At 73.3% G+C, this 23,072-nt stretch carries 22 protein-coding genes, 1 tRNA gene, 1 pseudogene and 1 riboswitch; of the genes and pseudogenes, 16 read left to right on the top strand and 8 right to left on the bottom strand.

Annotated features, from left to right (window positions below; all coding sequences use genetic code 11):
* Positions 1 to 70: 70 nt before the first annotated feature.
* The gene (locus OG730_RS06005) at positions 71 to 985 is read right to left on the bottom strand and encodes an AraC family transcriptional regulator (RefSeq protein WP_327303207.1); all 915 of its coding nucleotides are present in this window, start codon (positions 983 to 985) and stop codon (positions 71 to 73) included.
* Between the two features lie 110 nt (positions 986 to 1,095).
* Here OG730_RS06005 and OG730_RS06000 point away from each other — a divergent pair, with 110 nt between their 5' ends.
* Entirely contained in the window at positions 1,096 to 2,211 is a 1,116-nt protein-coding gene (locus OG730_RS06000; protein WP_327303206.1) for a serine hydrolase domain-containing protein, read from the top strand.
* A 39-nt stretch (positions 2,212 to 2,250) separates the two neighbouring features.
* A complete protein-coding gene (locus tag OG730_RS05995; protein ID WP_327303205.1) occupies positions 2,251 to 2,805 on the top strand; it encodes a GNAT family N-acetyltransferase in 555 nt (184 codons plus the stop codon).
* Here OG730_RS05995 and OG730_RS05990 read toward each other — a convergent pair.
* From OG730_RS05990 to OG730_RS05980, 3 genes are read right to left on the bottom strand one after another with little or no spacing between them, the layout of a single operon-like run.
* Positions 2,794 to 3,501 carry a class I SAM-dependent methyltransferase gene (locus OG730_RS05990; protein ID WP_327303204.1) on the bottom strand — a complete coding sequence of 236 codons (708 nt, stop codon included), beginning with the start codon at positions 3,499 to 3,501 and terminating at the stop codon, positions 2,794 to 2,796. The two genes, OG730_RS05995 and OG730_RS05990, sit on opposite strands and share 12 nt — an antisense overlap.
* The gene (locus OG730_RS05985) at positions 3,498 to 4,136 is read right to left on the bottom strand and encodes a TIGR04282 family arsenosugar biosynthesis glycosyltransferase (RefSeq protein WP_327303203.1); all 639 of its coding nucleotides are present in this window, start codon (positions 4,134 to 4,136) and stop codon (positions 3,498 to 3,500) included. Before OG730_RS05985 ends, OG730_RS05990 begins: the two co-directional genes overlap by 4 nt.
* Complete coding sequence (locus tag OG730_RS05980) at positions 4,133 to 4,915, bottom strand: glycosyltransferase family 2 protein (protein ID WP_327303202.1); 783 nt, start codon at positions 4,913 to 4,915, stop codon at positions 4,133 to 4,135. Before OG730_RS05980 ends, OG730_RS05985 begins: the two co-directional genes overlap by 4 nt.
* Before the next feature lie 210 nt (positions 4,916 to 5,125).
* Here OG730_RS05980 and OG730_RS05975 point away from each other — a divergent pair, with 210 nt between their 5' ends.
* Together OG730_RS05975 and OG730_RS05970 are read left to right on the top strand one after the other, a co-directional pair.
* Positions 5,126 to 5,833, top strand: a complete 708-nt coding sequence (locus OG730_RS05975; protein ID WP_327309161.1) for a response regulator — start codon at positions 5,126 to 5,128, stop codon at positions 5,831 to 5,833.
* Entirely contained in the window at positions 5,830 to 7,005 is a 1,176-nt protein-coding gene (locus OG730_RS05970; protein WP_327303201.1) for a sensor histidine kinase, read from the top strand. The genes OG730_RS05975 and OG730_RS05970 overlap by 4 nt, the downstream gene beginning before the upstream one ends.
* Before the next feature lie 210 nt (positions 7,006 to 7,215).
* Here OG730_RS05970 and OG730_RS05965 read toward each other — a convergent pair whose 3' ends face one another.
* Complete coding sequence (locus OG730_RS05965) at positions 7,216 to 8,220, bottom strand: NAD-dependent epimerase/dehydratase family protein (RefSeq protein WP_327303200.1); 1,005 nt, start codon at positions 8,218 to 8,220, stop codon at positions 7,216 to 7,218.
* 271 nt (positions 8,221 to 8,491) lie between these two features.
* Here OG730_RS05965 and OG730_RS05960 point away from each other — a divergent pair, with 271 nt between their 5' ends.
* Both OG730_RS05960 and OG730_RS05955 read left to right on the top strand, forming a co-directional pair.
* Positions 8,492 to 8,845 carry a DUF805 domain-containing protein gene (locus OG730_RS05960; RefSeq protein ID WP_327303199.1) on the top strand — a complete coding sequence of 118 codons (354 nt, stop codon included), beginning with the start codon at positions 8,492 to 8,494 and terminating at the stop codon, positions 8,843 to 8,845.
* A 216-nt stretch (positions 8,846 to 9,061) separates the two neighbouring features.
* On the top strand, positions 9,062 to 11,281 hold the full coding sequence (locus tag OG730_RS05955; RefSeq protein ID WP_327303198.1) for an NADP-dependent isocitrate dehydrogenase: 2,220 nt from the start codon (positions 9,062 to 9,064) through the stop codon (positions 11,279 to 11,281).
* A gap of 150 nt (positions 11,282 to 11,431) precedes the next feature.
* Here the strand turns inward: OG730_RS05955 and OG730_RS05950 are convergent, their stop codons facing one another.
* Positions 11,432 to 11,884, bottom strand: coding sequence for a hypothetical protein (locus OG730_RS05950; protein WP_327303197.1), 453 nt, complete (start codon positions 11,882 to 11,884; stop codon positions 11,432 to 11,434).
* A 538-nt stretch (positions 11,885 to 12,422) separates the two neighbouring features.
* On the opposite strand from OG730_RS05950, the gene OG730_RS05945 reads away from it, so the two are divergent.
* The 5 genes and pseudogenes from OG730_RS05945 (at position 12,423) to OG730_RS05925 (ending at position 18,052) form a co-directional block, all read left to right on the top strand.
* A complete protein-coding gene (locus OG730_RS05945) occupies positions 12,423 to 14,057 on the top strand; it encodes a glycoside hydrolase family 71 protein (protein WP_327303196.1) in 1,635 nt (544 codons plus the stop codon).
* Positions 14,058 to 14,137: 80 nt separating this feature from the next.
* Positions 14,138 to 14,278: riboswitch (cobalamin riboswitch) on the top strand.
* A 39-nt stretch (positions 14,279 to 14,317) separates the two neighbouring features.
* Positions 14,318 to 15,664 (top strand): annotated as a pseudogene (locus tag OG730_RS05940) (ribonucleoside triphosphate reductase); the annotation flags it as partial.
* An 11-nt stretch (positions 15,665 to 15,675) separates the two neighbouring features.
* A complete protein-coding gene (gene nrdD / locus OG730_RS05935) occupies positions 15,676 to 16,095 on the top strand; it encodes an anaerobic ribonucleoside-triphosphate reductase (protein WP_327309160.1) in 420 nt (139 codons plus the stop codon).
* Positions 16,092 to 16,733, top strand: a complete 642-nt coding sequence (locus tag OG730_RS05930) for an anaerobic ribonucleoside-triphosphate reductase activating protein (protein WP_327303195.1) — start codon at positions 16,092 to 16,094, stop codon at positions 16,731 to 16,733. The genes nrdD and OG730_RS05930 overlap by 4 nt, the downstream gene beginning before the upstream one ends.
* A 119-nt stretch (positions 16,734 to 16,852) precedes the next feature.
* Positions 16,853 to 18,052, top strand: coding sequence for an aminotransferase class V-fold PLP-dependent enzyme (locus tag OG730_RS05925; protein ID WP_327303194.1), 1,200 nt, complete (start codon positions 16,853 to 16,855; stop codon positions 18,050 to 18,052).
* Positions 18,053 to 18,061: 9 nt separating this feature from the next.
* Here OG730_RS05925 and cobF read toward each other — a convergent pair whose 3' ends face one another.
* The gene (gene cobF / locus OG730_RS05920) at positions 18,062 to 18,814 is read right to left on the bottom strand and encodes a precorrin-6A synthase (deacetylating) (RefSeq protein WP_327303193.1); all 753 of its coding nucleotides are present in this window, start codon (positions 18,812 to 18,814) and stop codon (positions 18,062 to 18,064) included.
* An 18-nt stretch (positions 18,815 to 18,832) separates the two neighbouring features.
* Here cobF and OG730_RS05915 point away from each other — a divergent pair, with 18 nt between their 5' ends.
* From OG730_RS05915 to OG730_RS05900, 4 genes are read left to right on the top strand one after another with little or no spacing between them, the layout of a single operon-like run.
* A complete protein-coding gene (locus OG730_RS05915; protein WP_327303192.1) occupies positions 18,833 to 19,606 on the top strand; it encodes a (Fe-S)-binding protein in 774 nt (257 codons plus the stop codon).
* Positions 19,603 to 21,075 (top strand): lactate utilization protein B, encoded by a 1,473-nt coding sequence (locus OG730_RS05910; RefSeq protein ID WP_327303191.1) that lies wholly within the window; start codon positions 19,603 to 19,605, stop codon positions 21,073 to 21,075. Before OG730_RS05915 ends, OG730_RS05910 begins: the two co-directional genes overlap by 4 nt.
* On the top strand, positions 21,072 to 21,704 hold the full coding sequence (locus OG730_RS05905) for a LutC/YkgG family protein (RefSeq protein WP_327303190.1): 633 nt from the start codon (positions 21,072 to 21,074) through the stop codon (positions 21,702 to 21,704). Before OG730_RS05910 ends, OG730_RS05905 begins: the two co-directional genes overlap by 4 nt.
* A gap of 4 nt (positions 21,705 to 21,708) precedes the next feature.
* Positions 21,709 to 22,098, top strand: coding sequence for a VOC family protein (locus OG730_RS05900; RefSeq protein WP_327303189.1), 390 nt, complete (start codon positions 21,709 to 21,711; stop codon positions 22,096 to 22,098).
* 156 nt (positions 22,099 to 22,254) lie between these two features.
* Here OG730_RS05900 and OG730_RS05895 read toward each other — a convergent pair whose 3' ends face one another.
* Positions 22,255 to 22,788, bottom strand: a complete 534-nt coding sequence (locus OG730_RS05895) for a DUF309 domain-containing protein (RefSeq protein WP_327303188.1) — start codon at positions 22,786 to 22,788, stop codon at positions 22,255 to 22,257.
* A gap of 118 nt (positions 22,789 to 22,906) precedes the next feature.
* On the opposite strand from OG730_RS05895, the gene OG730_RS05890 reads away from it, so the two are divergent.
* Positions 22,907 to 22,980: transfer RNA gene (locus OG730_RS05890), tRNA-Pro, on the top strand.
* The last annotated feature ends 92 nt before the right edge of the window (positions 22,981 to 23,072 follow it).

Raw genomic sequence — 23,072 nt, 5'->3', positions numbered from 1 at the left:
GGGCGACCCGGCCCGGCGTCCGCGTTTCGTAAGGTGTCGGGCGGGCGGGGTGACGGCGGCCGGCGCGTCGTCAGGCGCCGCCCCGCTCGACCGGGATCCACAGCTGGGAGCCGGTCTCCGCGCCGATCGCCACCGGCCGCGTCAGGAGGAGCTCAGGCCCCGGGCGGCTCGTGTACGGGTTCGAGGGGAACCACTGGGTGAACACGTCGCGCCACAGCTCCTGGAGGGAGCTCGGATAGGGCCCTCGGTTGTCGAAGACGGCCCAGGTCCCGGCCGGTACGTCGAGGGCGTCGAGGGTGTCGGGGGCATCGACGGTGTCCGGGGCATCGAGTGCGTCGAGTTCCCCGGCGGGCGTCCCCGGGCCGGTCACCACCCCGACCCAGTAGTCCACCTCGGCGCCCTCGTCCCGGCTGTCGGTCAGGTGCACCACCGCCGAAAGGACCCCTTCCGGCTCCAGGGCGGGCAGTTCCTTCATCCGCAGGACCGTCCGCTCGTCCAGGCTCTCCACGTGGGCCGTGGCGGCCGCGTTGGGCCCGTCGTGCACGAGGGGGACCCGGGCCTTGCGGCCGAGGACCCGGAACGGGCCCTTCTCCACGATCCGGTACCGCATGGCCGTGCTTCCCTCGACGACGACACGGAAGGACATGCGGGGCTGCGCCGTGAGCACCGCGCCCGTGCGCCGGGCCTCGCCCGGCCCGATGCCGTGCACCGACCGGAACGCCCGGGCGAACGCCTCGCCCGAGCCGTACCCGTACCGCACCGCGACATCGAGCAGCGTCAGTTCCCCGGCGAGCACCTCGGCCCCGGCGAGGGTCATCCGCCGGCGCCGCACGTAGACCGGGAGCGGCATTCCGGCGAGCGCCGAGAACAGCCGCCGGAAGTGGTACTCCGACACCGCGGCGATCCGGGCCACCTCGGCCATGTCGATCTCCTGGTCGAGGCGGGACTCCAGGTGCTCCAACGCCAGGTTCAGCCGCTCCAGCACGCCGCCCGCCCTTCCGTGCCCGCCCTGTGGTGGCGTGTCGTGCCCGCCCGACAGATCCGGTGCGGGAAGTATCGGGCGGCAGACCCCGGCGCCGCCCGAGGCTTGTGCCCATGAACGACATTAAGGGATATTGCGAGCCGCGGTTCGGGGCGGTCCACGAGGTACTCGCGGGGCTGCTCGACAAGGACGACGTGGGTGCCTCGGCGGCGGTCTACGTCGACGGCGAGCCGGTGGTCGACCTCTGGGGCGGGTACGCCGACGCGGACCGCTCCGTCGCGTGGGAGGACTCCACCCTCACCTGCGTGAACTCGACGACCAAGAACATGACGGCCCTGTGCGCGCTGATCCTGGCCGACCGGGGCCTCCTCGACCTGTCGGCGCCGGTCGCCGCCCACTGGCCCGAGTTCGCCGCGGCGGGCAAGGAGGGCGTGCTCGTACGGCACGTGCTCTCGCACACCGCGGGGCTGCCGGACCTTCCCGGGCTGAACGCGGTAGCGGAGCTGTACGACTGGGAGGGCGTGACGGCGGGGCTGGCCGCGCGGGCCCCCGCATGGGAACCGGGAACGGCCGCCGGCTACCACGCGCTCACCTTCGGGTTCCTCGTCGGCGAGATCGTCCGCCGCGTCACCGGGCTCGGCATCGGCGAGTTCTTCGCGCGGGAGGTCGCCGGCCCGCTGGGCGCGGACTTCCACATCGGGCTCCCCGCGGAGCACGACCACCGCGTCGCACCACTGATCCCGCCGCCGTCGCTCACCGACGCGTACGCGGCCACCGCGCCGCCCGGACCGGACGGCGCACGCCGCGGGGACACCGGCGTCGCCGTCCGGGTCAGGGACGTCAACACGCCGGCCTGGCGCCGTGCGCGGCTCCCCGCGGTGAACGGCTACGGCAACGCCCGCTCCGTCGCCCTGGTCCAGTCGGCGCTGTCGAACCGGGGAACCGCCGCCGGCGTGCGCCTGCTGTCGCCCCGGGGGTGCGAGCCCGCGTGGCAGGAGGTGTTCGGCGGCACGGACCGCGTGCTGGGGACGCCGATGTCCTGGACTACGGGCTTCGGGAAGTTCGGCAACACCTTCGGCTGGGGCGGCTGGGGCGGATCGCTGGTCGTGAGCGACCCCGACGCCCGGATGACCGTGGCCTACGTCATGAACCGGATGATCGACCGGGAGCACCGGCGGGACGACCGCGGCATGGAGATCGTGATGGCCGCGTACGGGGGCCTGCGCTGACGGAGCGACGGGGCAACGCTGTTCGATAGGTTGCCCCGCATGACCGAACTCGGACCCGTGGCCTGGCCGCCCGTCCCGATACGGACCGAACGGCTCGTGCTCCGCGAGTCCGAGGCCCGGGACCGGACGGCGTTCATCGAACTGTTCGCCTCGCCGGACGTGCGCACCTACCTCGGAGGTCCGCTGCCGCGCGAGGAACTCGAGCGTGCCGTGCCCGAGGTGCCCGGGCGGCGCCCCGGCCTCTTCGCGGTCGACCTCGACGGAGCGATGATCGGCACGGTGTCGCTCGACCGGCGCGGCGCGGAGCGCCCGGGGCACCTCCTGCCGGATGCCGGAGAGGCTGAACTCGGCTACATGTTCCTCCCCGGGGCCTGGGGACACGGGTACGCCGCCGAGGCGTGCGCCGCGGCGCTCGGCTGGGTCGCCGGCGCGATTCCCGGTGAGCCGGTCGTGCTGTGCACGCAGACCGCCAACGACCGCGCGATGCGCCTCGCGGCGAAGCTGGGGTTCACCGAGGTGGAGCGGTTCGAGGAGTTCGGCGCGGAGCAGTGGTTCGGCGTGTGGTCTTCGCCCGCGCCGAGGTCAGCACGGTGAAGGGCCGGCCCGCCGCTTCAGGACGGTGAAGGACCGGCCCGCCGTCGTCCAGTGGGCGGACGGGGCCCAGTCCGCGGCCGCCGCGTGCCGGGCCAGGGCCGCCCGGCCGACGCGGGCCCAGGGGAACGGGGCGCCGAGGCCGCCGCGGCCGTCGGCCACCCGGACCTCGCAGCGTTCGTCGACGTCGGCCCCGTCCTCCGCCTGCGCGCACTCCACGATCAGCGAGCCCGTCACCGCGAGCACCTCGGCCGTGCGGCGCAGCAGCGCGGCGGGGTCCCCGCCGATGCCGATGTTCCCGTCGATGAGCAGGGCCGTGTCCCAACGGCCTTCGCCCGGAAGGGTGTCGAAGACCGACCGGTGCAGGGCGGCGCCGCCCGTGCGGGCGGTCCGGGCCACCGCCTCCGGGCTGACGTCGATGCCGAGGGCCCGGTGCCCGCGGGCGGCGAGCGCGCAGACCAGCCGGCCGGGGCCGCAGCCGATGTCCAGGACGGCGCCCCGGCAGCGGTCCAGCACCGTCCGGTCGGGGCCGTCCGGAGCCTCGCACCAGCGCTCCACGTCCAGCGGGAGCAGCCATCCGTCGCCCCGCCGCAGGTAGAGCGGCCCGCGGCCGCGGCGCAGGGCCACCGTGTACGGATCGGCCGACCAGGCGGTGACCGGACCCCCGGCCCGGGCGCCGCCCGAGGTGAGCGTGGTCATCGCAGCACCGGCCGGGTGAGGTGGCGGGTGAAGTCCGCCAGCCGGGCGGCGAAGGCCCCCGCCGGGGCCTCGGCGGCGACCAGGCGGGCGTCCCCGGCGGTGTCGACGTCGCGCAGGACGGGCAGCCGCCCGGTGCGCAGCCCGGCCGCGCGGAGCCGTTCGTACTGGACCGCGCCCGTCTCGGGGACCGACATCGGTACCCCGCGCAGGAGTGACGGGTCGGGGACGGCCAGTCCGAGCGCCCAGAACCCGCCGTCGACGGCGGGCCCGAACCAGGCCTCGTACGCCGACCAGTCGACGTCCAGCAGCTCCGGCGTGACCTGCGGGGTGTCCATGCCGATCAGCAGCGCGGGCCCGTCGCAGGCCCCGAAAGCGGCGGCGAGCCGCAGGTCCAGGCTCCCGGCGCACTGCGGGACCACCTCGAAGCCGGCCGGCAGCCACGGTCCGGGCCGGCCCTCCAGGACCAGGACCCGGCGCCGCGCGGGGGCCGCGGCCACGGCGGCGAGCGTGTCGGCGAGCGAGGCCTCGGCCAGCGCGGCCGCCTCGGCCGGGGTGAACGGCGGGGTGAGCCGGGTCTTGACCCGTCCCGGGACCGGCTCCTTCGCGATCACCAGCAGGGTGGTGGTCGTGGTCATCGGGCACCGCCGGAGGGCGTGCCCGCACCGGCCCGGCCGGCCGCCGGGCCGCCGGGAGCAGTGCCGTCGGGAGTAGTGCCGCCGGGGGCAGCACCGTCGGAGGCCGGGCCGCCGGCCGGCTGCGCCAGGACCCGGCTCATGTCGCGCACCGCCTGCCAGGTGCCCCGCCAGGTGCCCGTCACCTTCGACTTCCCCGAGCGCGGCAGGTACGGCACGTCCACCTCCCGGACCCGCCATCCCGCGTCCGCGGCCCGGACCACCATCTGCAGCGGGTAGCCGGAGCGCCGGTCCGACAGGTCCAGTCCGAGCAGGCCCTGCCGTCGCGCGGCCCGCATCGGGCCCAGATCGCGCAGCCGCAGGCCGGTCCGCCGGCGCAGCAGCCGGGCCAGCGCCAGGTTCCCGGCCCGGGCGTGCGCGGGCCAGGCGCCGCGGCCCCGCGGACGGCGCCGGCCGAGCACCAGATCGGCCTCGCCCGCGGCGACGGCCGCCACGAAGCCGGTCAGCAGCCCGGGGTCCATCGAGGCGTCGCAGTCGCAGAAGCAGACGACGTCCGCCTCGGAGGCGAGCAGTCCGGCGTGGCAGGCGGCGCCGAAACCGCGCCGGGACTCGGTGACCACGGTCGCGCCGAGGCTCCGCGCGAGCTCGGCGGAGCCGTCGGTGGAACCGTTGTCCACGACCAGGGCCCGCCAGCCGTCCGGAATGCGCGCGAGCACCCAGGGCAGGGCCTCGGCCTCGTTCAGACAGGGAAGTACGACGTCTACCGTCACGGTTTCGCTCACGGATTCACCGTAGGAACCGGGGGCCCGTAAAAGGGCCGTGCACTCCTTACGAAACGCGGACGTCGCTCCCACGGACGCGATCCGGGGTCCGGGAGGGAGCCCGGGGGTGGGAGGCTGGACGGTATGAGCGGTGACGGCGTGAACGGTAGCGGCAGCGGCAGCGGCGGCAGGATCGGCAGCGGTGGCGGTACGGAGCAGGCGCCCGCCCGGATCCTGGTCGTCGACGACGACCCCACGGTGGCGGAGGTCGTCACCGGCTACCTGAGGCGCGCGGGCTACACGGTGGAGAGCGTCGCCGACGGTCGGGCGGCGCTCGCCCACGCCGCGCTGATCCGGCCGGACCTGGTCGTACTGGACCTCATGCTGCCGGGTCTGGACGGGCTGGAGGTGTGCCGCAGGCTCCGCGCGGACGGTCCGGTGCCCGTGATCATGCTGACCGCGCGCGGCGACGAGGACGACCGGATCGCGGGACTGGAACTGGGCGCGGACGACTACGTCACGAAACCCTTCAGCCCGCGCGAGCTCGTCCTGCGGGTCGCCTCCGTGCTGCGCCGCGCGGCGGCCGCCGGGGCCGAAGCCGTCTCGGCGGCCGGCGGGGGAGGGGACCGGCTCACGGGCGCCGGGATCACCCTCGATCCGGCCACCCACCGGGCGGCGAAGGACGGCCGCGAACTGGCGCTGACAGTGCGGGAGTTCGATCTGCTGGCGCACTTCCTGCGGCATCCCGGGCAGGCGCACGGGCGGGAGGATCTGATGCGCGAGGTGTGGGGCTGGGACTTCGGCGACCTGTCGACGGTGACGGTGCACGTACGCCGCCTGCGCGCCAAGGTCGAGGAGGACCCGGGGAGGCCGAAGCTGATCCAGACGGTGTGGGGCGTCGGCTACCGCTTCGAACCGGGCGAGGTGGCCGCGGCATGAAGGACATACTGCTCATCGCGCTGTTCGCGTTCGGCGGGGCCGTGTGCGCGGGGGCGCTCGGGGCGCTCGTGCTCAGGCTGGTGCGGCACCGCTCGGTGGCCGTGTCCCTGACGGTGATCGCCGCGGTGACGGTCACCGCCATGCTGGCCGGGACGCTGGCCGTGGCCCAGGCGATGTTCCTCTCCCGGCACGACCTCGGGGTCGTCACCCTGGTCGTTGCCATGGCGGCGGTGGTCTCGCTGGCCGTGGCGCTGGTGCTGGGGCGGTGGGTGGTGGCCCGCAGCCGGGACCTGTCGCTGGCCGCACGGAACTTCGGTGACGGCGGCAGCTTCGCGGCGCCGCCGGGCCTCGCGACGGCGGAACTGGACTCCCTGTCGCGGGAGCTCGCGGCGACGAGCGAGAAGCTGGCGGTGTCCCGGGAACGGGAGCGGGCGCTGGAGACCTCGCGGCGGGAGCTGGTGGCCTGGATCTCGCACGATCTGCGGACCCCGCTGGCGGGGCTGCGGGCGATGTCCGAGGCGCTGGAGGACGGCATGGCGGAGGATCCGGCGCGCTACCACCGGCAGATCCGCACCGAGGTGGACCGGCTGAACTCCATGGTCGGTGACCTCTTCGAACTGTCCCGCATCCACGCGGGGGCACTGGCGCTGAGCCCGAGCCGGATGTCCGTGTACGACCTGGTCGGAGACGCGCTGTCCGGGGTGCATCCGCTGGCGCGGGAGCGCGGGGTGCGGCTCGACGGCGGAGCGGTGGACCGGGTGCCGGTGGAGGTGGACGGCAAGGAGATGACCCGGGTCCTGGCCAACCTGCTGATCAACGCGATCCGGCACACGCCGGTGGACGGCACGGTGGCGATCGCGGCTTCGGTGCGGGACGGCGGGGGAGCGGTGGTCGTCTCGGTGACGGACGGCTGCGGCGGCATCCCGGCGGAGGACCTGCCGCGGGTCTTCGACACGGGCTGGCGGGGCACGCAGGCGCGGACGCCTCCGGCGGGGGTGGCGTCGGCGGGAGTGGCCTCGGCGGGAGTGGCATCGGTGCCGGCGCCTCCGGCGGGGGCGGGGCTGGGGCTGGCGATCGTACGGGGCATCGTGGAGGCCCACGCGGGGCGGGCGGCGGTACGGAACGTTCCCGGAGGGTGCCGGTTCGAGGTGACCCTGCCGCTGCCGGCCTGAGCCCGGCCGGGGTCGGGGCGCCGCCTCCAGCCCCGCGCTTCGAACGCCTGCGGGGCCGGAGGGTGGCGCCCGCCGTGGGTGGGGTGCGGCGCCGTTGCCGGGGGCCGGCCCCGGACCCCCGCGCCTCGAACGCCGGCGGGGCTGGATGTGGCCGGAGCCCGCCCGGATGTGGCCGGCGTCCGCCTGAACGGGCGCGGCCGTGGGACGAACCTAGGCGTGGGCGAAGTCCCGCATGCCCGTGGCGAAGTCCGTCTCCGGCCGCCAGCCCAGGTCCGTGCGCAGGCGGTGGGAGTCGGCCGTGATGTGGCGGACGTCGCCGAGGCGGAATTCGCCGGTGACGACGGGCGCGGGGCCACCGTGGGCCGCGGCCAGGGCGGTGGCCATCTCGCCGACCGTGTGCGGGGTTCCGCTGCCGGCGTTGTACGCGGTGCACACGCCGGGCGGTGTCGAGGCCTCCAGGGCCAGGGCGTTGGCCTCCGCGACGTCCGTCACGTGGACGAAGTCCCGCCGCTGGCCGCCGTCCTCGTACACCTGCGGGGCCTCGCCCCGCGCCAGCGAGGAGCGGAAGAAGGAGGCCACGCCCGCGTACGGGGTGTCGCGCGGCATTCCCGGGCCGTACACGTTGTGGTAGCGCAGCGACACCGCCCGGCCGTCCACGCACCGGGCCCAGGAGGCCGCCAGGTGTTCCTGGGCCAGCTTCGTGGTCGCGTACACGTTGCGCGGATCCGTCGGGGCGTCCTCGGCCACCAGCCCCGGCGCCAGCTCCGAGTCGCAGGTGGGGCAGTGCGGTTCGAAGCGGCCCGCGGCCAGGTCGGCGGCGCGGCGCGGGCCCGGGCGGACCACCCCGTGGCGGGGGCACTCGTAGCGGCCCTCCCCGTAGACCACCATCGAGCCGGCGAGGACCAGGTCCCGGACCCCGCCGTCCGCCATGGCGGCGAGCAGCACCGCCGTGCCGAGGTCGTTGTGGGAGACGTACGCCGGGGCGTCCGCGAAGTCCTTGCCGAGGCCGACCATCGCGGCCTGGTGGCAGACGGAGTCCACCCCGCGCAGGGCCCTGCGCACCGCCTCGGGTTCGCGGACGTCGGCCCGTACGAACTCGCCACCGTTCGGCGGGGGGACGAGGTCCAGGACGAGGGGGTCGTGGCCGTGGAGGCGCAGAGTGGTAACGATGTGGGAGCCGATGAACCCGGATCCGCCGGTGACGAGTACGCGCATGACCGGGACGTTACGGACCGCCGGGGCGGGCCGGGGGCTCCCACGCCCCGCCGTAAGACTTCCGTCAGGTCATTTCGTCACGGGCGGTGAGCGCGTGGGGGCAAGGGGTCCCAAGTTGCGTCCGGTACTGGTGTGTTTGAGCCGCCGAGCGGCGAAAAGTAACCTTTTTGGTGCCTCGCCAAATGGCTTGACCGCGACGTAAGCGGGGCATAAGTTCTGCCCCGGCTTGCTCCGTCCGGGTGGGCCGGAACGTCGTCCTCTGGGGGGACCCATGCACTACTTCACCGATGTCGTCAAGCGGTACGTCGACTTCAACGGTCGCGCCCGGCGCCAGGAATACTGGATGTACACGCTGATCTACGTGGCGCTGCTGATCGTCGCCATCGTCGTCGACTTCGCGCTCGGCACCTACCCGCTGCTGTACTCGCTGCTCGCTCTCGGCCTCTTCCTCCCCACGCTCGGGGTGGGCGTGCGCCGCCTCCACGACCAGGGCAAGTCCGGTTGGTGGATCCTGGTCGGCATCATCCCCTTCGTCGGCTGGATCTGGGCCATCGTGCTCATGGCCACCGAGGGGACCCCCGGCCCGAACCAGTACGGCCCGAGCCCGAAGGCCGTCCACGCCTGAGCGGGTCCGTGAATCCGTAGCGCCCGAGCGCCGCCCCTGGCTGGAAACAGCCGGTGGCGGCGTTTTCGGCGTTCGGGGCCTCCCCCGGCGCCCCGCGTGACGCGCGTCTCCTCCGACCTTGCGCCGGGGGGCTGTCCAGACCGGCCCGATCACGAGATATCTTGATGTCGAGCAATGTTGCAGACGAGAGACGCAGACTGTGGAGCGGAGCATCCGGTGACTGACTCGACCATCATCTACACGCACACTGACGAGGCCCCGGCCCTCGCGACGTATTCGTTCCTGCCTGTGATCCAGGCGTACGCGTCGACGGCCGGTGTGAATGTCGAGACCCGTGACATCTCCCTGGCAGGCCGGATCATCGCCAGCTTCCCCGAGTACCTGGAAGAGGGGCAGCGGATCGCGGACGCCCTCGCCGAGCTCGGCGAGCTGGCGAAGACGCCCGAGGCCAACATCATCAAGCTGCCCAACGTCTCGGCGTCGATCCCGCAGCTCAAGGCCGCGGTAGCCGAGCTCCAGGGCCAGGGCTACGCGCTTCCGGACTACCCGGACGACCCGAAGAGCGACGAGGAGCGGGAGAACCGCGCCCGTTACGACAAGATCAAGGGCAGCGCCGTCAACCCGGTCCTGCGCGAGGGCAACTCCGACCGCCGCGCCCCGGCCTCGGTCAAGAACTACGCCAAGGCGCACCCGCACCGCATGGGTGCCTGGGTCTCCGAGTCGAAGACGAACGTCGCCACCATGGGCGAGAACGACTTCCGCTCCACCGAGAAGTCCGCCGTGATCGCCGAGGCCGACACGCTCCGCATCGAGTTCGTCGACGCCGACGGCGCCGTCACCGTCCTGCGCGAGTCCGTACCGGTCCTCGCCGGCGAGGTCGTGGACGCGTCCGTCCTGCACGTCGACGCGCTGCGCACCTTCCTGAACGACCAGATCGAGCGCGCCAAGGCCGAGGACGTCCTGTTCTCCGTGCACCTCAAGGCCACGATGATGAAGGTCTCCGACCCGATCATCTTCGGCCACGTGGTCCGCGCCTTCTTCCCGAAGACCTTCGCCCGCTACGGCGCGACCCTGGCGGCCGCCGGCCTCTCCCCGAACGACGGTCTCGGCACCATCCTGAACGGCCTGGGCGCGCTGCCCGACGCCGACGCGATCAAGGCCTCCTTCGACGCCGAGATCGCCGAGGGCCCGGCCCTCGCGATGGTGGACTCCGACAAGGGCATCACCAACCTGCACGTCCCGTCGGACGTCATCGTCGACGCCTCGATGCCGGCCATGATCCGCACCTCCGGCCACATGTGGGGCCCGGACGGCGCCGAGGCCGACACGCTCGCCGTCCTCCCGGACAGCAGCTACGCCGGTGTCTACCAGGTCGTCATCGACGACTGCCGCGCGCACGGCGCGTACGACCCGTCCACGATGGGCTCGGTGCCGAACGTCGGCCTCATGGCCCAGAAGGCCGAGGAGTACGGCAGCCACGACAAGACCTTCGAGCTGGCCGCGGCGGGCACCGTCCGCCTCGTCAACGCCTCGGGTGCCACGGTCCTGGAGCAGGAGGTCGCCGCCGGCGACATCTTCCGCGCCTGCCAGACCAAGGACGCGCCGATCCAGGACTGGGTCAAGCTCGCCGTCACCCGCGCCCGCGCCACCGGTGTCCCGGCCATCTTCTGGCTGGACGAGGGCCGCGCGCACGACGCGCAGCTGATCGCCAAGGTCAAGACGTACCTCGCGGACCACGACACCGACGGTCTGACCATCAAGATCCTGTCCCCGGTCGAGGCCACCGCCTACTCCCTGGAGCGGATCCGCCGCGGCGAGGACACCATCTCGGTGACCGGCAACGTGCTGCGCGACTACCTGACCGACCTCTTCCCCATCCTGGAGCTGGGCACCAGCGCCAAGATGCTGTCGGTCGTCCCGCTGATGAACGGCGGCGGCCTCTTCGAGACCGGCGCCGGCGGCTCCGCCCCGAAGCACGTCCAGCAGCTCGTCAAGGAGAACTACCTGCGCTGGGACTCCCTCGGTGAGTTCCTCGCGCTGGCCGTCTCCTTCGAGCACCTGGCCACCACCACCGGCAACGCCCGCGCCCAGGTGCTGGCCGACACCCTGGACCGGGCGACCGGCACTTTCCTCAACGAGGACAAGTCGCCGAGCCGCAAGCTGGGCGGCATCGACAACCGCGGCAGCCACTTCTACCTCGCCCTGTACTGGGCGCAGGAGCTGTCGCGCCAGACCCAGGACCCGAAGCTGGCCGCCGCCTTCGACCCGCTGGCCAAGACGCTGGCCGAGTCCGAGGAGAAGATCGTCGGCGAGCTCATCGCCGTACAGGGCGCTCCGGCGGAGATCGGCGGCTACTACCAGCCCGACGCCGCCAAGGCCTCGGCGATCATGCGGCCGTCCGCGACGCTGAACGAGGCGCTCGCGCTCCTCGGCTGAGGTTCATCGGGATCGGGGTCCATCGGGACCGAGATTCATCGGGACTGAGATTCATCAGGACTGAGGTTCATCGGGACTGAGGTCCACCGCTTCCACGGGTCCGCCCCGGTCGGCAATCGCCGACCGGGGCGGACCCGTTTCCGCACCCGCTCAGAGTCGGTGCACCTGATCCGGCGAGAAGGCCAGCGGGTCGCGCCCGGCGGCCAGGATCCGCAGCCCGGGAGCCACGGCGAGCAGCTCGCGCAGCCAGTCCAGGGTCTCGGACGCGAGGTGCTCGCAGCCGTCGAGCACGAGCAGCATGTCGCGCTCCGCCAGCCACGACGCCGCGTTCGACGTCCCGTACGGCAGGAACGGCATGCCGGGCAGACTGCCCAGCGCGGCGGTCAGGTCGCGGATCCCGAACCGCCGGTCCATGGACACGACGGCCACTCCGTCGTAGAAATTGGACGAGAGCCGTTGCCCGATCTCCCGCACCAATTGGCTCCGGGGCTCACGGAACCGACCGGTGACGGTCAGCACCTTGCCCCGCCGCACGGCGGTGAATAGACGGGACAGCTCCGCGGAGGTCGCCGGGAAAGTACCGGCTCCTCTGGAATCCCTCATCGACACGATGCCCCCCTGCATGCGTGACCTGCGGCAAGAGGGTTGTTTCAAGCCGCATGAAGACGATTATGCGCCACTTTTCAGGAAAGGCCAGTGGAATTCCCTATTCCGCTGAAAGGACCGTGGCGTCCGATGATCGCCGGAGTTGTACAGGTCACATGGCTTTGTCCACCCCCGTACGAAGAGGCGCGACCCCCGTCGTTCGCGGCCGTTTCCGGCAACGGTTGTCCGGGGGCCCGGAATCCGCTGTACTGCTGCGGTGCGGCCCGATGTCCGGGCGCGGCGCGGGAATGCTCTGGGGAGGGCCAGGATGAGTGCGGACCGGCGTCGGGCAGGGCGGGGCGCGAGACCCGCGTCGCACCGGCGCCGTGCGGGCTTGCGGGGCCGTACGGGCTTGGGCGGCCGTGCGGGCTTGCGCGGCCGTGCGGGCTTCAGGCGCCGTGCGGGCCTCCAGGGCGGTCCGGGCTTCCGCGGCCGCCCGGGCTTCCGCGGCCGCCCGGGCTTCCGCGGTCGCCCGGGCTTCCGCAGCCGAAGACCCGTGCTGAGCCTCTTCCTGACCGCCTTCCTCCTCGTGGGCGTCTGCGCAGCGACGGGCCTCGCCTGGGACACCCGCACGGTCGCCGGAGCGCAGGGCCGTCCGGGAGCGGTCCCGGGCGCCACGCTGCCCGCGGGCCCCGGCGACGGCCCCGCGCCCACGGCCACCGGCCCCGCCGCCACCGGAGGCCCGGCCGCCACCGCCCCGCAGAGCACGCCCGCGCCGTCCCCGGAACCCGAGGACCCGGAGTCCGGTGGCGACGACGGAGTCCGCCCGTCCGGCCCGCTGCCCTTCGACATGCCGCAGCCGGCCGCCCTGCGCTCCGGCGCCGCCGGCAAGAAGCTGGTCTTCGCCCACTACTTCACCCCGTACCCGCTCTCCCTCGACAACGCGAACGCCGACGCCGACTACTACACCCGCAACTACCTGAAGCCGGACGGCGAGAACGGCAAGCACGAGCGCTACGGGGGCCTGCTGCGCGACCGGCCGCTGCCCGTCCCGCCCAAGGCCGGGAACTGGGAGCTCGCCAACCTCCAGCAGGAGGTCCGTACGGCCCGCGCCGCGGGCCTCGACGGATTCACCCTCGACCTGCTCTCCCTGGCCGGGAAGAACCGGGAGCGCTGCGCGCTCCTGATGGAGGCCGCCCGCTCGGTGGACCCGGCCTTCAAGGTCATGCTGATGCCGGACATGACCTCCCTGGGCACCGACGACCCGGCCGTGCTCGCCGACCTCCTCGCGGACCTCGGCAAGGCCCCGGCGGCCCACCGGCTGCCCGACGGCCGGCTGGTCGTCTCGCCGTTCAAGGCCGAGGAGAAGAGCGCCGCCTGGTGGACCCGGGTCATGGACGTCCTGAAGTCCCGGCACGGCATCCGCACCGCCTTCGTTCCGCTCTTTCTCGACTTCGGCGCGCACAGCGGTGAATTCGAGCCCATCAGCTACGGATTCTCCGAGTGGGGCAGCCGCAGTTACGTCGGCCAGGAGAGCTCCACCCGCGACGTCCGGCGCGCCCACGGCGCGGGCAAGATCTGGATGCAGCCCGTATCGGTCCAGGACGCCCGGCCCAACCAGGGCATCTACGACGAGGCCGGCAACACCGCGACCCTGCGCGCCACATGGAACCGCGCCATCGAGGACGGGGCCGACTGGGTCCAGCTCACCACCTGGAACGACTACAGCGAGGGCAGCCAGTTCGCGCCCTCCCTGCACAACGGCCATGCCTACCTGGACCTTTCCTCGTACTACCTCACCCGGTTCAAGACGGGCGGCTGGCCGAAGATCGCCCGCGACACGCTGTACCTGAGCTCGCGCACCCAGTTCGCCGCCGCCGACCCGAGCGGCGGCCAGTCCCTGGTGATGTCGCTGCGGGGCGGCAGCGCCGCGGCCCGGGACACGGTGGAGGTGCTGAGCTTCCTGACCGCGCCCGCGAGCATCCGTACGGCCGTGGGAGCGGCCGGGGACGCGCACGCCGCTCCGGCCGGTGTCCACTGCGAGCTGCTGCCCCTGGGGCCGGGCACGGGCTCGGCGGCCGTGGTGCGCGACGGCAAGGCCGGGGCCCGGGTGGAGCTGCCGTACCGGGTGGACCGCACGGTAGAGGTCCAGGACCTCCAGTACTACGCCGCCACCAGCGGTCGGAGTTGAGCCCGCAGGGCCTGAAGTCCCTTGCTCCGGGACCTTCGTCACCCCATATGTAGTGGTGGTGATCTGCCATCACATCTATATGTAGTGTTGGCTCTGCCGGTTCGGCGGGGCCTCTCCCCGACCGAGGCAACAGGGAACCCGGTGGGAATCCGGGACTGCCCCGCAACGGTGAGTCCGCCACGGCGGACGAGTCCGACCCCTGCCGGCATGGGCTTCGAAGCCCGCCATTCTTCCGTGCCGAGCCTCGTGGGAGGGCTGCCGTGACTGCTGTCGTCGACGCCGTAGAGACCGTGACCGAATACCTGGACCGCCGGGACTGGCGGGTGAACGCCAACGCCAACCAGGGCTATTCGCTCGGCGGCCTCATCCTCAACGCCGCCGGCAAGGTCACGGCGAACTACTGGCTGGAACAGGTCTATCCCGCCGCCGTGGCCCGCGCGCACCGCGAGGGCGGCCTCCACATCCACGACCTGGACATGCTCTCCGGCTACTGCGCCGGCTGGTCCCTGCGCACCCTGCTGACCGAGGGCTTCAACGGGGTCCCCGGACAGATCGACTCCGCCCCGCCCCGGCACCTGTCCTCGGCCGTGGGCCAGATCGTGAACTTCCTCGGCACCCTGCAGAACGAATGGGCGGGAGCCCAGGCCTTCTCCTCCTTCGACACCTGCCTCGCGCCCTACGTCCGCCTCGACTCGATGACGTACGACCAGGTCAGGCAGTGCGTCCAGGAGCTCGTGCACAACCTCAACGTGCCCTCGCGCTGGGGCACCCAGACCCCCTTCACCAACCTCACCTTCGACTGGACCTGCCCCGAGGACCTGCGCGAGCAGGTCCCGGTGGTCGCGGGGGAGGAGACCGGCTTCACCTACGGCGAGCTCCAGGCCGAGATGGACATGATCAACCGGGCGTACATCGAGGTGATGACGGAAGGAGACGCCACCGGGCGGGTGTTCACCTTCCCCATCCCGACCTACAACATCACCCGGGACTTCCCCTGGGAGAGCGAGAACGCCGAGCTGCTCTTCACGATGACCGCCAAGTACGGGCTCCCGTACTTCCAGAACTTCATCAACTCCGAGCTCGAACCGAACATGATCCGCTCCATGTGCTGCCGCCTCCAGCTCGACCTGACCGAGCTCCTCAAGCGCGGCAACGGGCTCTTCGGCAGCGCCGAACAGACCGGTTCGCTCGGCGTGGTCACCCTCAACTGCGCCCGGCTCGGGCACCTTTGCGCGGGCGACGAGGCGGGGCTGCTGGTCGAGGTGGACCGGCTGTGCGAGCTCGCCAAGGACAGCCTCGAACTCAAGCGGATCACCGTCCAGGACCTGATCGACGGGGGCCTCTTCCCCTACACCAAGCGGTACTTGGGCACCCTGCGCAACCACTTCTCCACCATCGGGGTCAACGGGGTCAACGAGATGGTGCGCAACTTCAGCGGCGACGCGTACGACATCACCGCGCCCGAGGGCCACGCCCTCGCCGTCCGCCTCCTGGACCGGGTCCGGGCCCGGATGGTCGACTTCCAGGAGACCACCGGCCACCTCTACAACCTGGAGGCCACCCCCGCCGAGGGGACGACGTACCGCTTCGCGAAGGAGGACCGGGCCCGCTTCCCCGCATCCTCCAGGCCGGCACCGACGCCAACCCGTACTACACCAACTCCTCGCAGCTGCCCGTCGGCTGGACCGACGACCCCTTCGAGGCGCTGGAGCGCCAGGACGAGCTGCAGGGCAAGTGCACGGGCGGCACCGTCCTGCACCTGTACACCCCCGAGCGGATCCCGACGGCCGAGGCCTGCCGCAAACTGGTCCGGCGCGCGCTGGAGACCTTCCGGCTCCCGTACCTGACGGTGACCCCGACCTTCTCCATCTGCGCGGACCACGGCTACCTGGCGGGGGAGCAGCCCCACTGCCCCACCTGCGGGGCGGTGTGCGAGGTCTGGACCCGGGTCATGGGCTACCACCGCCCGGTGTCCTCCTTCAACATCGGCAAGAAGGGCGAACACGCCGAGCGCGTCCACTTCAAGGCGGCCGTGTGAGCCCCGCCGTGCCGGCCGCGTCCGGCGCGCAGCCGGACGAGGTCATCCGCATCGGCGGCTGGTCCCGGCTGTCCACCTGCGACTGGCCCGGCCGGCTGGTCACCACCGTCTTCTGCCAGGGCTGCCCCTGGCGCTGCGGCTACTGCCACAACCCCGGCCTGCTGCCCGCCCGAACCCCCGCCGCCGTCTCCTGGGACGAGGTGCTCGGCCACCTGGCCCGCCGTACGGGGCTGCTCGACGGGATCGTGTTCTCGGGCGGGGAACCGCTCCTCCAGCGCGGCCTGCCCCGGGCCGTCCGGGAGGCCCGTGCGCTCGGCCTGGAGGTCGGGCTCCACACCGGGGGAGCCTTCCCCCGGCGCCTCGCCCGGCTGCTGGACGCGGGCCTGCTGGACTGGGTCGGCTTCGACGTCAAGGCCCCGCCCGGCCGCTACGAACGGGTCACCGGCATCGGCCACGCGGCCGCCTCCGCGGAGCGCGGCCTGCGCCTGCTGCTCGCCTCGGGGGTGCCCCACCAGCTCCGCACCACGGTGGACCCGGCCCTGCTGGACCCGCCCGCCGTGGCCGACCTGGACGCCTGGCTCGCGGAACTGGGCGCGGGCCCCACGCTCCGCCAGACCGCGCGCCCGCCGGCGGCCTGAGGGCCCGGCGGCCGAGGTCCCCCTCCCCGGCCGCGATGGCCGGGGAGAGGTCTGTCGCTCCGGGCGGGCGGCGGGGCATGATCGGCTCGACAGCCGCGCCGCACCCACGGAGGTCCCACGTGACCCAGCTCCCCGAGCCGCCCGAACGCCCCGAGCCGACCGGCCGTGCCGATCGCACCGGGTCCGTACGCCGCCCCGCCGAATTCCCGGGCGGCCGCGAGCTGTTCCGGCTCTCCGATGACATCGCCCACCTGAACCACGGGTCGTTCGGAGCGGTTCCGATCCCCGTCCAGGAAGCACAGGCCGCCCTGCGGGCCGAGGCGCACGCGGACCCCGACGCCTTCTTCATCGGCGCCCCCGACCGGCTCGTCGGGGCCCGGACCCGGATCGCCGCCCGGCTCGGCGCCGAGCCGGACGCGCTCGCCTTCGTTTCCAACGCCACCGAGGCCGCCAACGTGGCCCTCGACGCCGTGGAGTTCGCCGCCGGCGACGAGATCCTGGTCACCGACCACGGCTACGGCACCGTCGTCGCGGCCGCCGCGCGGCGCGCCCCGCTCACCACCGTGGCCCTGGGGACCGACCTCCCCGACGAGGACGCCGTACGGGAAACCGTGCTGGCCGGGGTCACCCCGCGGACCCGGGTCGCCGTGCTCGACCACATCAGCTCGCCCACCGCCCGGCTCATCGCCTCGCCCCGGCTTCTCGCCGAGCTCGCCGAGCGCGGCGTCACCACCATCGTGGACGGCGCGCACGCGCCCGGCATGATCCCGGACCCGCTGGGCGGGGGCGCCGACTTCTGGTTCGGCAACCTCCACAAATGGGCCTACGCCCCGTCCGGCACCGCGATCCTGTCCGTCGCCCCGCGGCACCGTGCCCGGGTCCGGCCGCCGGTGCCCTCCTGGGAGGACCACCACGGCTACCCGCGCTCCGTGGAGAACCGCGCCACCTTCGACTACACCGGCTGGCTCGCCGCCCCGGAGGGGCTCGACCTGCTGGAGGAGCTCGACGCGGCCAAGGTGCGCGCCCACAACAGCGCGCTGGCCGCCCACGGCGCGGCCCTGCTCGCCGAGATCCCGGGAATCGCCCCGCTCCCGTACACCGAAGGCCTCGCCCTGCGCACGCTGCGCCTGCCGCCGGGGGTGGCCGAAACCCCTGCGGCCGCCGCCGCGCTGCGCGAGCGGATCGCGGCCGAGCAGCGGATCCGGGTACTCATCTGGCCCTGGCCGGGCGGCGGCGGCATCCGGGTGAGCGGCCAGATCTACAACCGGGCCGAGGAGTACGAACGGCTCGCCGAGGTGCTGCCCGCCTACCTGGTCTGAGGCGGGGCCTCAGTCGCGCCGGAGCAGGTACGTGTCCATGATCCAGCCCTTGCGGGCACGGGCCTCGGTGCGCAGTTCCTCGATCCGGCCGGCGACCTCCGCCAGCTTCCCCGAGACCAGGATCTCGTCGGGGGTGCCGACGTACGCACCCCAGTAGATGTACAGGTCCTGGTCGAGGTGGGCGGTGAAGGCGTGCCGGGCGTCCAGCATCACCACCACGTCGTCCACCCCGTCCGGCCAGCCCTCCGCGAGCCGGCGCCCGGTGGTGATCTGGACCGGGCGGCCCACCCGGTTGAGGGTGGTGCGGTGGCGGGCCAGCAGCGAGGAGATGCTGCTGATGCCGGGCACCACCTCGTGCTCGAAGGCGACCCGGCCCTTCTCCAGCACCTCGTCGAGGATCGCGAGCGTGGAGTCGTAGAGCGAGGGGTCGCCCCACACCAGGAACGCGCCCGTCTCGCCCTCCGCCAGGTCCTCCGCGACGAACCGCTCGAAGAGCTCGGCCCGCGCGCTGCGCCAGCCGTCCACCGTGGGGGTGTAGTCGGAGGGCGTCCGGTCCCGGTCGGGATCGCGGCCCTCCACCAGCCGGTGTCCGGGGCGTGCGTGCGCGTCGAGCATCGCCCGCCGCAGCCCGGTCAGATCCGCCTTCTCCTCGCCCTTCTCCAGGATGAGGAATGCGTCCGCCGCGCCGATCGCCCTGACCGCCTGGAGGGTCAGGTGGTCCGGGTCGCCCGCGCCTATGCCGATCACTGAGAACTTCTTCACCGGGCTATTCTGCCCGTCATGCGCGCCGCCCTGTTCGTCACCTGCGTCAACGACGCGCTCTACCCGCGCACGGGCATCGCCGTGGTCCGCCTCCTGGAGCGGCTCGGGGTCACCGTGGACTTCCCCGCCGCGCAGAGCTGCTGCGGGCAGCCGCAGTACAACACCGGCTACCGGCGCGAGGCGGAACCACTGGTCCGGCGTACCGCCGAGGCCTTCGCGGGGTACGAGTACGTGGTCACCCCGTCCGGTTCCTGCGCCGCCATGGTCCGCGCCCACTACCCCCGGATCGGGCGCGCGGCCGAGGCCGAGGGCCGGGGACCGGGGCTGGCCGCGCTGGCCGAGGACCTCGTACCGCGCGTGTACGAGCTCACCGAGTTCCTGGTCGACGTCCTCGGCGTGACCGACGTCGGCGCCCACTTCCCGCACACCGTCACCTACCACCCGTCCTGCCACGGCCTGCGGACTCTGGGCCTCGGCGACCGGCCCCGCCGGCTGCTGGAGGCCGTACGCGGTCTGGAACTGCGCGAACTGCCCGGCGCCGAGGAGTGCTGCGGCTTCGGCGGGACCTTCGCCGTCAAGAACCCGGACGTATCGGCGGCCATGGGCACCGACAAGACCGCCCACGCCCTCTCCACGGGCGCCGAGGTGCTCTGCGGGGCCGACAACTCCTGCCTCGCCCACCTCGACGGCATCCTGCGGCGCCGGGGCGCCCCGCTGCGGGCCCTGCACCTCGCCGAGATCCTGGCCGCGACGGAAGAGGAGCCCGTCCAAGGGCTCGGAGGACTCGTATGACGGGCACGTACCTCGGCATGCCGGCCTTCCCCGACGCGGCCCGCGAAGCCGTACGGGACGAGGTGCTGCGGGCCAACCTGCGCCACGCCACGCACACCATCCGCGACAAGCGGGCCCGGGCCGTCGCCGAACTGGAGGACTGGGACCGGCTGCGCGCGGCCGGCAAGGCAGTCAAGGACCACACGCTGGCGCACCTGGACCGGTACCTGCTCCAGCTGGAGGCCGCCGTCACCGCCGCGGGCGGCACCGTCCACTGGGCGGCCGACGCGGAGGAGGCCAACCGCGTCGTGACGGACCTGGTCCGGGCCACCGGGGAGACGGAAGTGGTCAAGGTCAAGTCCATGGCCACCCAGGAGATCGGCCTGAACGAGGCCCTGGAGGCGGCCGGGATCGCCGCGTACGAGACCGACCTCGCCGAGCTCATCGTCCAGCTCGGCCACGACCGGCCCTCCCACATCCTGGTCCCGGCCATCCACCGCAACCGCGGCGAGATCCGCGAGATCTTCGCCGCGGAGATGGGCGGCTGGGGCCGTCCGGCCCCCGAGGGGCTGGGCGACGACCCGCGCGAACTCGCCGAGGCCGCCCGGCTGCACCTGCGCGAGAAGTTCCTGCGCGCCAAAGTCGCCGTGTCCGGAGCCAACTTCATGGTCGCCGAGACCGGCACGATGGTCGTGCTGGAGTCCGAGGGCAACGGCAGGATGTGCCTGACCCTTCCCGAGACGCTGATCTCCGTGGTCGGGATCGAGAAGGTGGTCCCCACCTTCCGCGACCTGGAGATCTTCCTCCAGACCCTGCCCCGCTCCTCGACGGCCGAGCGGATGAACCCGTACACGACCATGTGGACCGGGGTCGTCGACGGCGACGGCCCCTCCGCCTTCCACCTCGTCCTCCTCGACAACGGCCGCACCGACACCCTCGCCGACGAGGTGGGCCGTCAGGCCCTGCGCTGCATCCGCTGCTCGGCCTGCCTCAACGTCTGCCCGGTGTACGAGCGCGCCGGCGGCCACGCCTACGGCTCCGTCTACCCCGGCCCGATCGGCGCCATCCTCAGCCCCCAGCTCCGGGGCACCGGAAGCGAGATCGACGCCACCCTGCCCTACGCCTCCACCCTGTGCGGGGCCTGCTACGAGGTCTGTCCGGTCGCCATCGACATCCCCGAGGTACTGCTCCACCTGCGCGAACGCATCGCCCAGGGCGGCCCGGTGACCCGCGAGGGGATCCGCGTGCGCCTGCGCCCCGCCGACGGCCACACCGCCGAACGGGCCGCCATGCGGGCCGCCCGGATCCTCCTCGACCGCCCGGGCGCGCTGCGCGCGGGGGAGCGGCTGCTGGCCCGGGCCCGACGGCTGCGACCGCGCCGGCTGCCGGGGCCGGGGCGGGCCTGGACCGACAGCCGGGAGCTGCCGGAGCTCCCCGAGCGCCCGTTCCGAGACTGGTGGGCGGCGCGCGAGAAGGAGGCACGCCCATGAGCGCCAGGGAGCAGATCCTGGCCCGCATCCGCCGGGCCCTGCCCGAGCCGCGCCCGGACACCGCGATCCCCCGGGACTACCTCCCGGTGCACGGAGCCCGCACCCCGGCCGAGACCGTCGACCTGCTCGCGGCGAACCTCACGGAGTACCGGGCGAAGGTGCACCGGGTCGGCGAGGACGGCATCGCCGCGCTGCTGGCCCGCCTCCTGGCCGAGCGGGGCGCGGCCTCGGTCCTGGTACCGCCCGGGCTGCCCCCGTACTGGCTGGCGGCCGCCGACCCGACCCTGATCCACGACCGGGCGGACTCCACCCCGTACCAACTGGACGCGGTCGACAGCGTGGTGACCGGCTGCGCCCTGGCGATCGCCGAGACCGGCACGATCGTCCTCGACGGCGGGCCCGAGCAGGGACGGCGGCGGATCACCCTCGTCCCCGACCACCACATCTGCGTGGTCCGCGTCCCCGGCCAGGTGGTCGACTCGGTCCCCCGCGCGCTGCCGCTGCTGGACCCCACCCGCGCCCTGACCTGGATCTCGGGACCCTCCGCCACCAGCGACATCGAGCTGGACCGGGTGGAGGGCGTGCACGGGCCCCGCACCCTGGAAGTGGTCCTCCTCGGAGCACAATGAGGGCATGTCCTCCCACCTCGCCCTCACCGCCCTCGTGGTCCACGACTACGACGAGGCCATCGACTTCTACACCCGCGCGCTCGGCTTCGACCTCGCCGAGGACACCGCGCGCCCGGACGGCTCCCGCTGGGTCGTGGTGCGCCCGCCGGGCGCCAAGGAGTCGGCCCTGCTGCTGGCCCGCGCCAAGGACGACGCCCAGCGCTCCCGCGTCGGCGACCAGACGGGCGGCCGGGTCGGCTTCTTCCTGTACACCGACGACTTCGCCGCCGACCACGCCCGGATGACCGCGGAGGGCGTCCGCTTCCTGGAGGAGCCGCGCCACGAGCCGTACGGCTCGGTCGCCGTCTTCCAGGACCTCTACGGCAACCGCTGGGACCTCCTCCAGCCGGCGTAGCCCCGTCGGGCGCGGACCCGGACACCACCGCAGCAGCCCGAGACCCCGACCGCGCGGGCACGGGCCCGGGCCGCCGCACGGGCCGGGCCCCGCCGCGCCGACCGGGCCGGGCCGGGCCGCGCCGTCCGCCGGCCTCGCCCCGGACTCGCTCCGGGGTCAGACCGGGCCGGGGTCGCCCGTGAGGTGCGGAGCCTCGGCGGCGGCGTCGACGACCGCTCCGGCCTCCACCCGCCCCGCCAGCTCCCGGGCCCAGCCGGCCAACCCGGGGAGGTCCATCCCGTAAGGGGTCCCGGGCACTGTCCCGGCCCCGGCTGCGGCCGAGTCCCTGGCCGTCTCCCGCCCGGCCAGGGCCAGCGCATCCGCTCCGCGGCGCAGCAGCCGGGCCCCGCCGACCGCGTTCCCGCGCGCGGAGTGCGTCAGCCCGACCGCCAGCTGCGCCAGCGCCCGCCACAGCGGCGCTTCGGCCCCGGGCCCCGACTTCCAGGCGTCCTCGAACACCTCGTGCGCGTGGAAGGGCATCCCGGCGTCCAGCAGCCGCTGCGCCTGCGCCACCGTCTCCCCGGGCGAGCGCACCACTCCCTCGGGCTGCCGCTCCACGCCTTGGGCCCCGTAGGGCAGCGGCCGCCCCAGCCCGTCCCGGGGACGGGCGTTCCGCGCCCGCCCCTCATCGTCCCGATCCCGTGCGTTCACCCTTCCATCCTCGCCGCATCCCCCTCTCGCCGATAACCGGTGCATGGACACCCCTCGGTGTGGGGTAATGTTCTGCATGTGCCGCCGAGACGGGGGAAACCCCAGATCAGAAGCACATCGGGACGTGGCGCAGCTTGGTAGCGCACTTGACTGGGGGTCAAGGGGTCGCAGGTTCAAATCCTGTCGTCCCGACTTTTCGAAGTCGCAGTTCAGAGGCCGTATCGGAGAAATCCGATACGGCCTCTGAGTTTTTTGGGAACGAACCGGGGGCGGAAGCCACAACC

Origin of the sequence: Streptomyces sp. NBC_01298 (assembly GCF_035978755.1) — a bacterium.
Lineage (GTDB): Bacteria > Actinomycetota > Actinomycetes > Streptomycetales > Streptomycetaceae > Streptomyces.
This window is presented reverse-complemented; position numbering and strand designations above follow the sequence as displayed.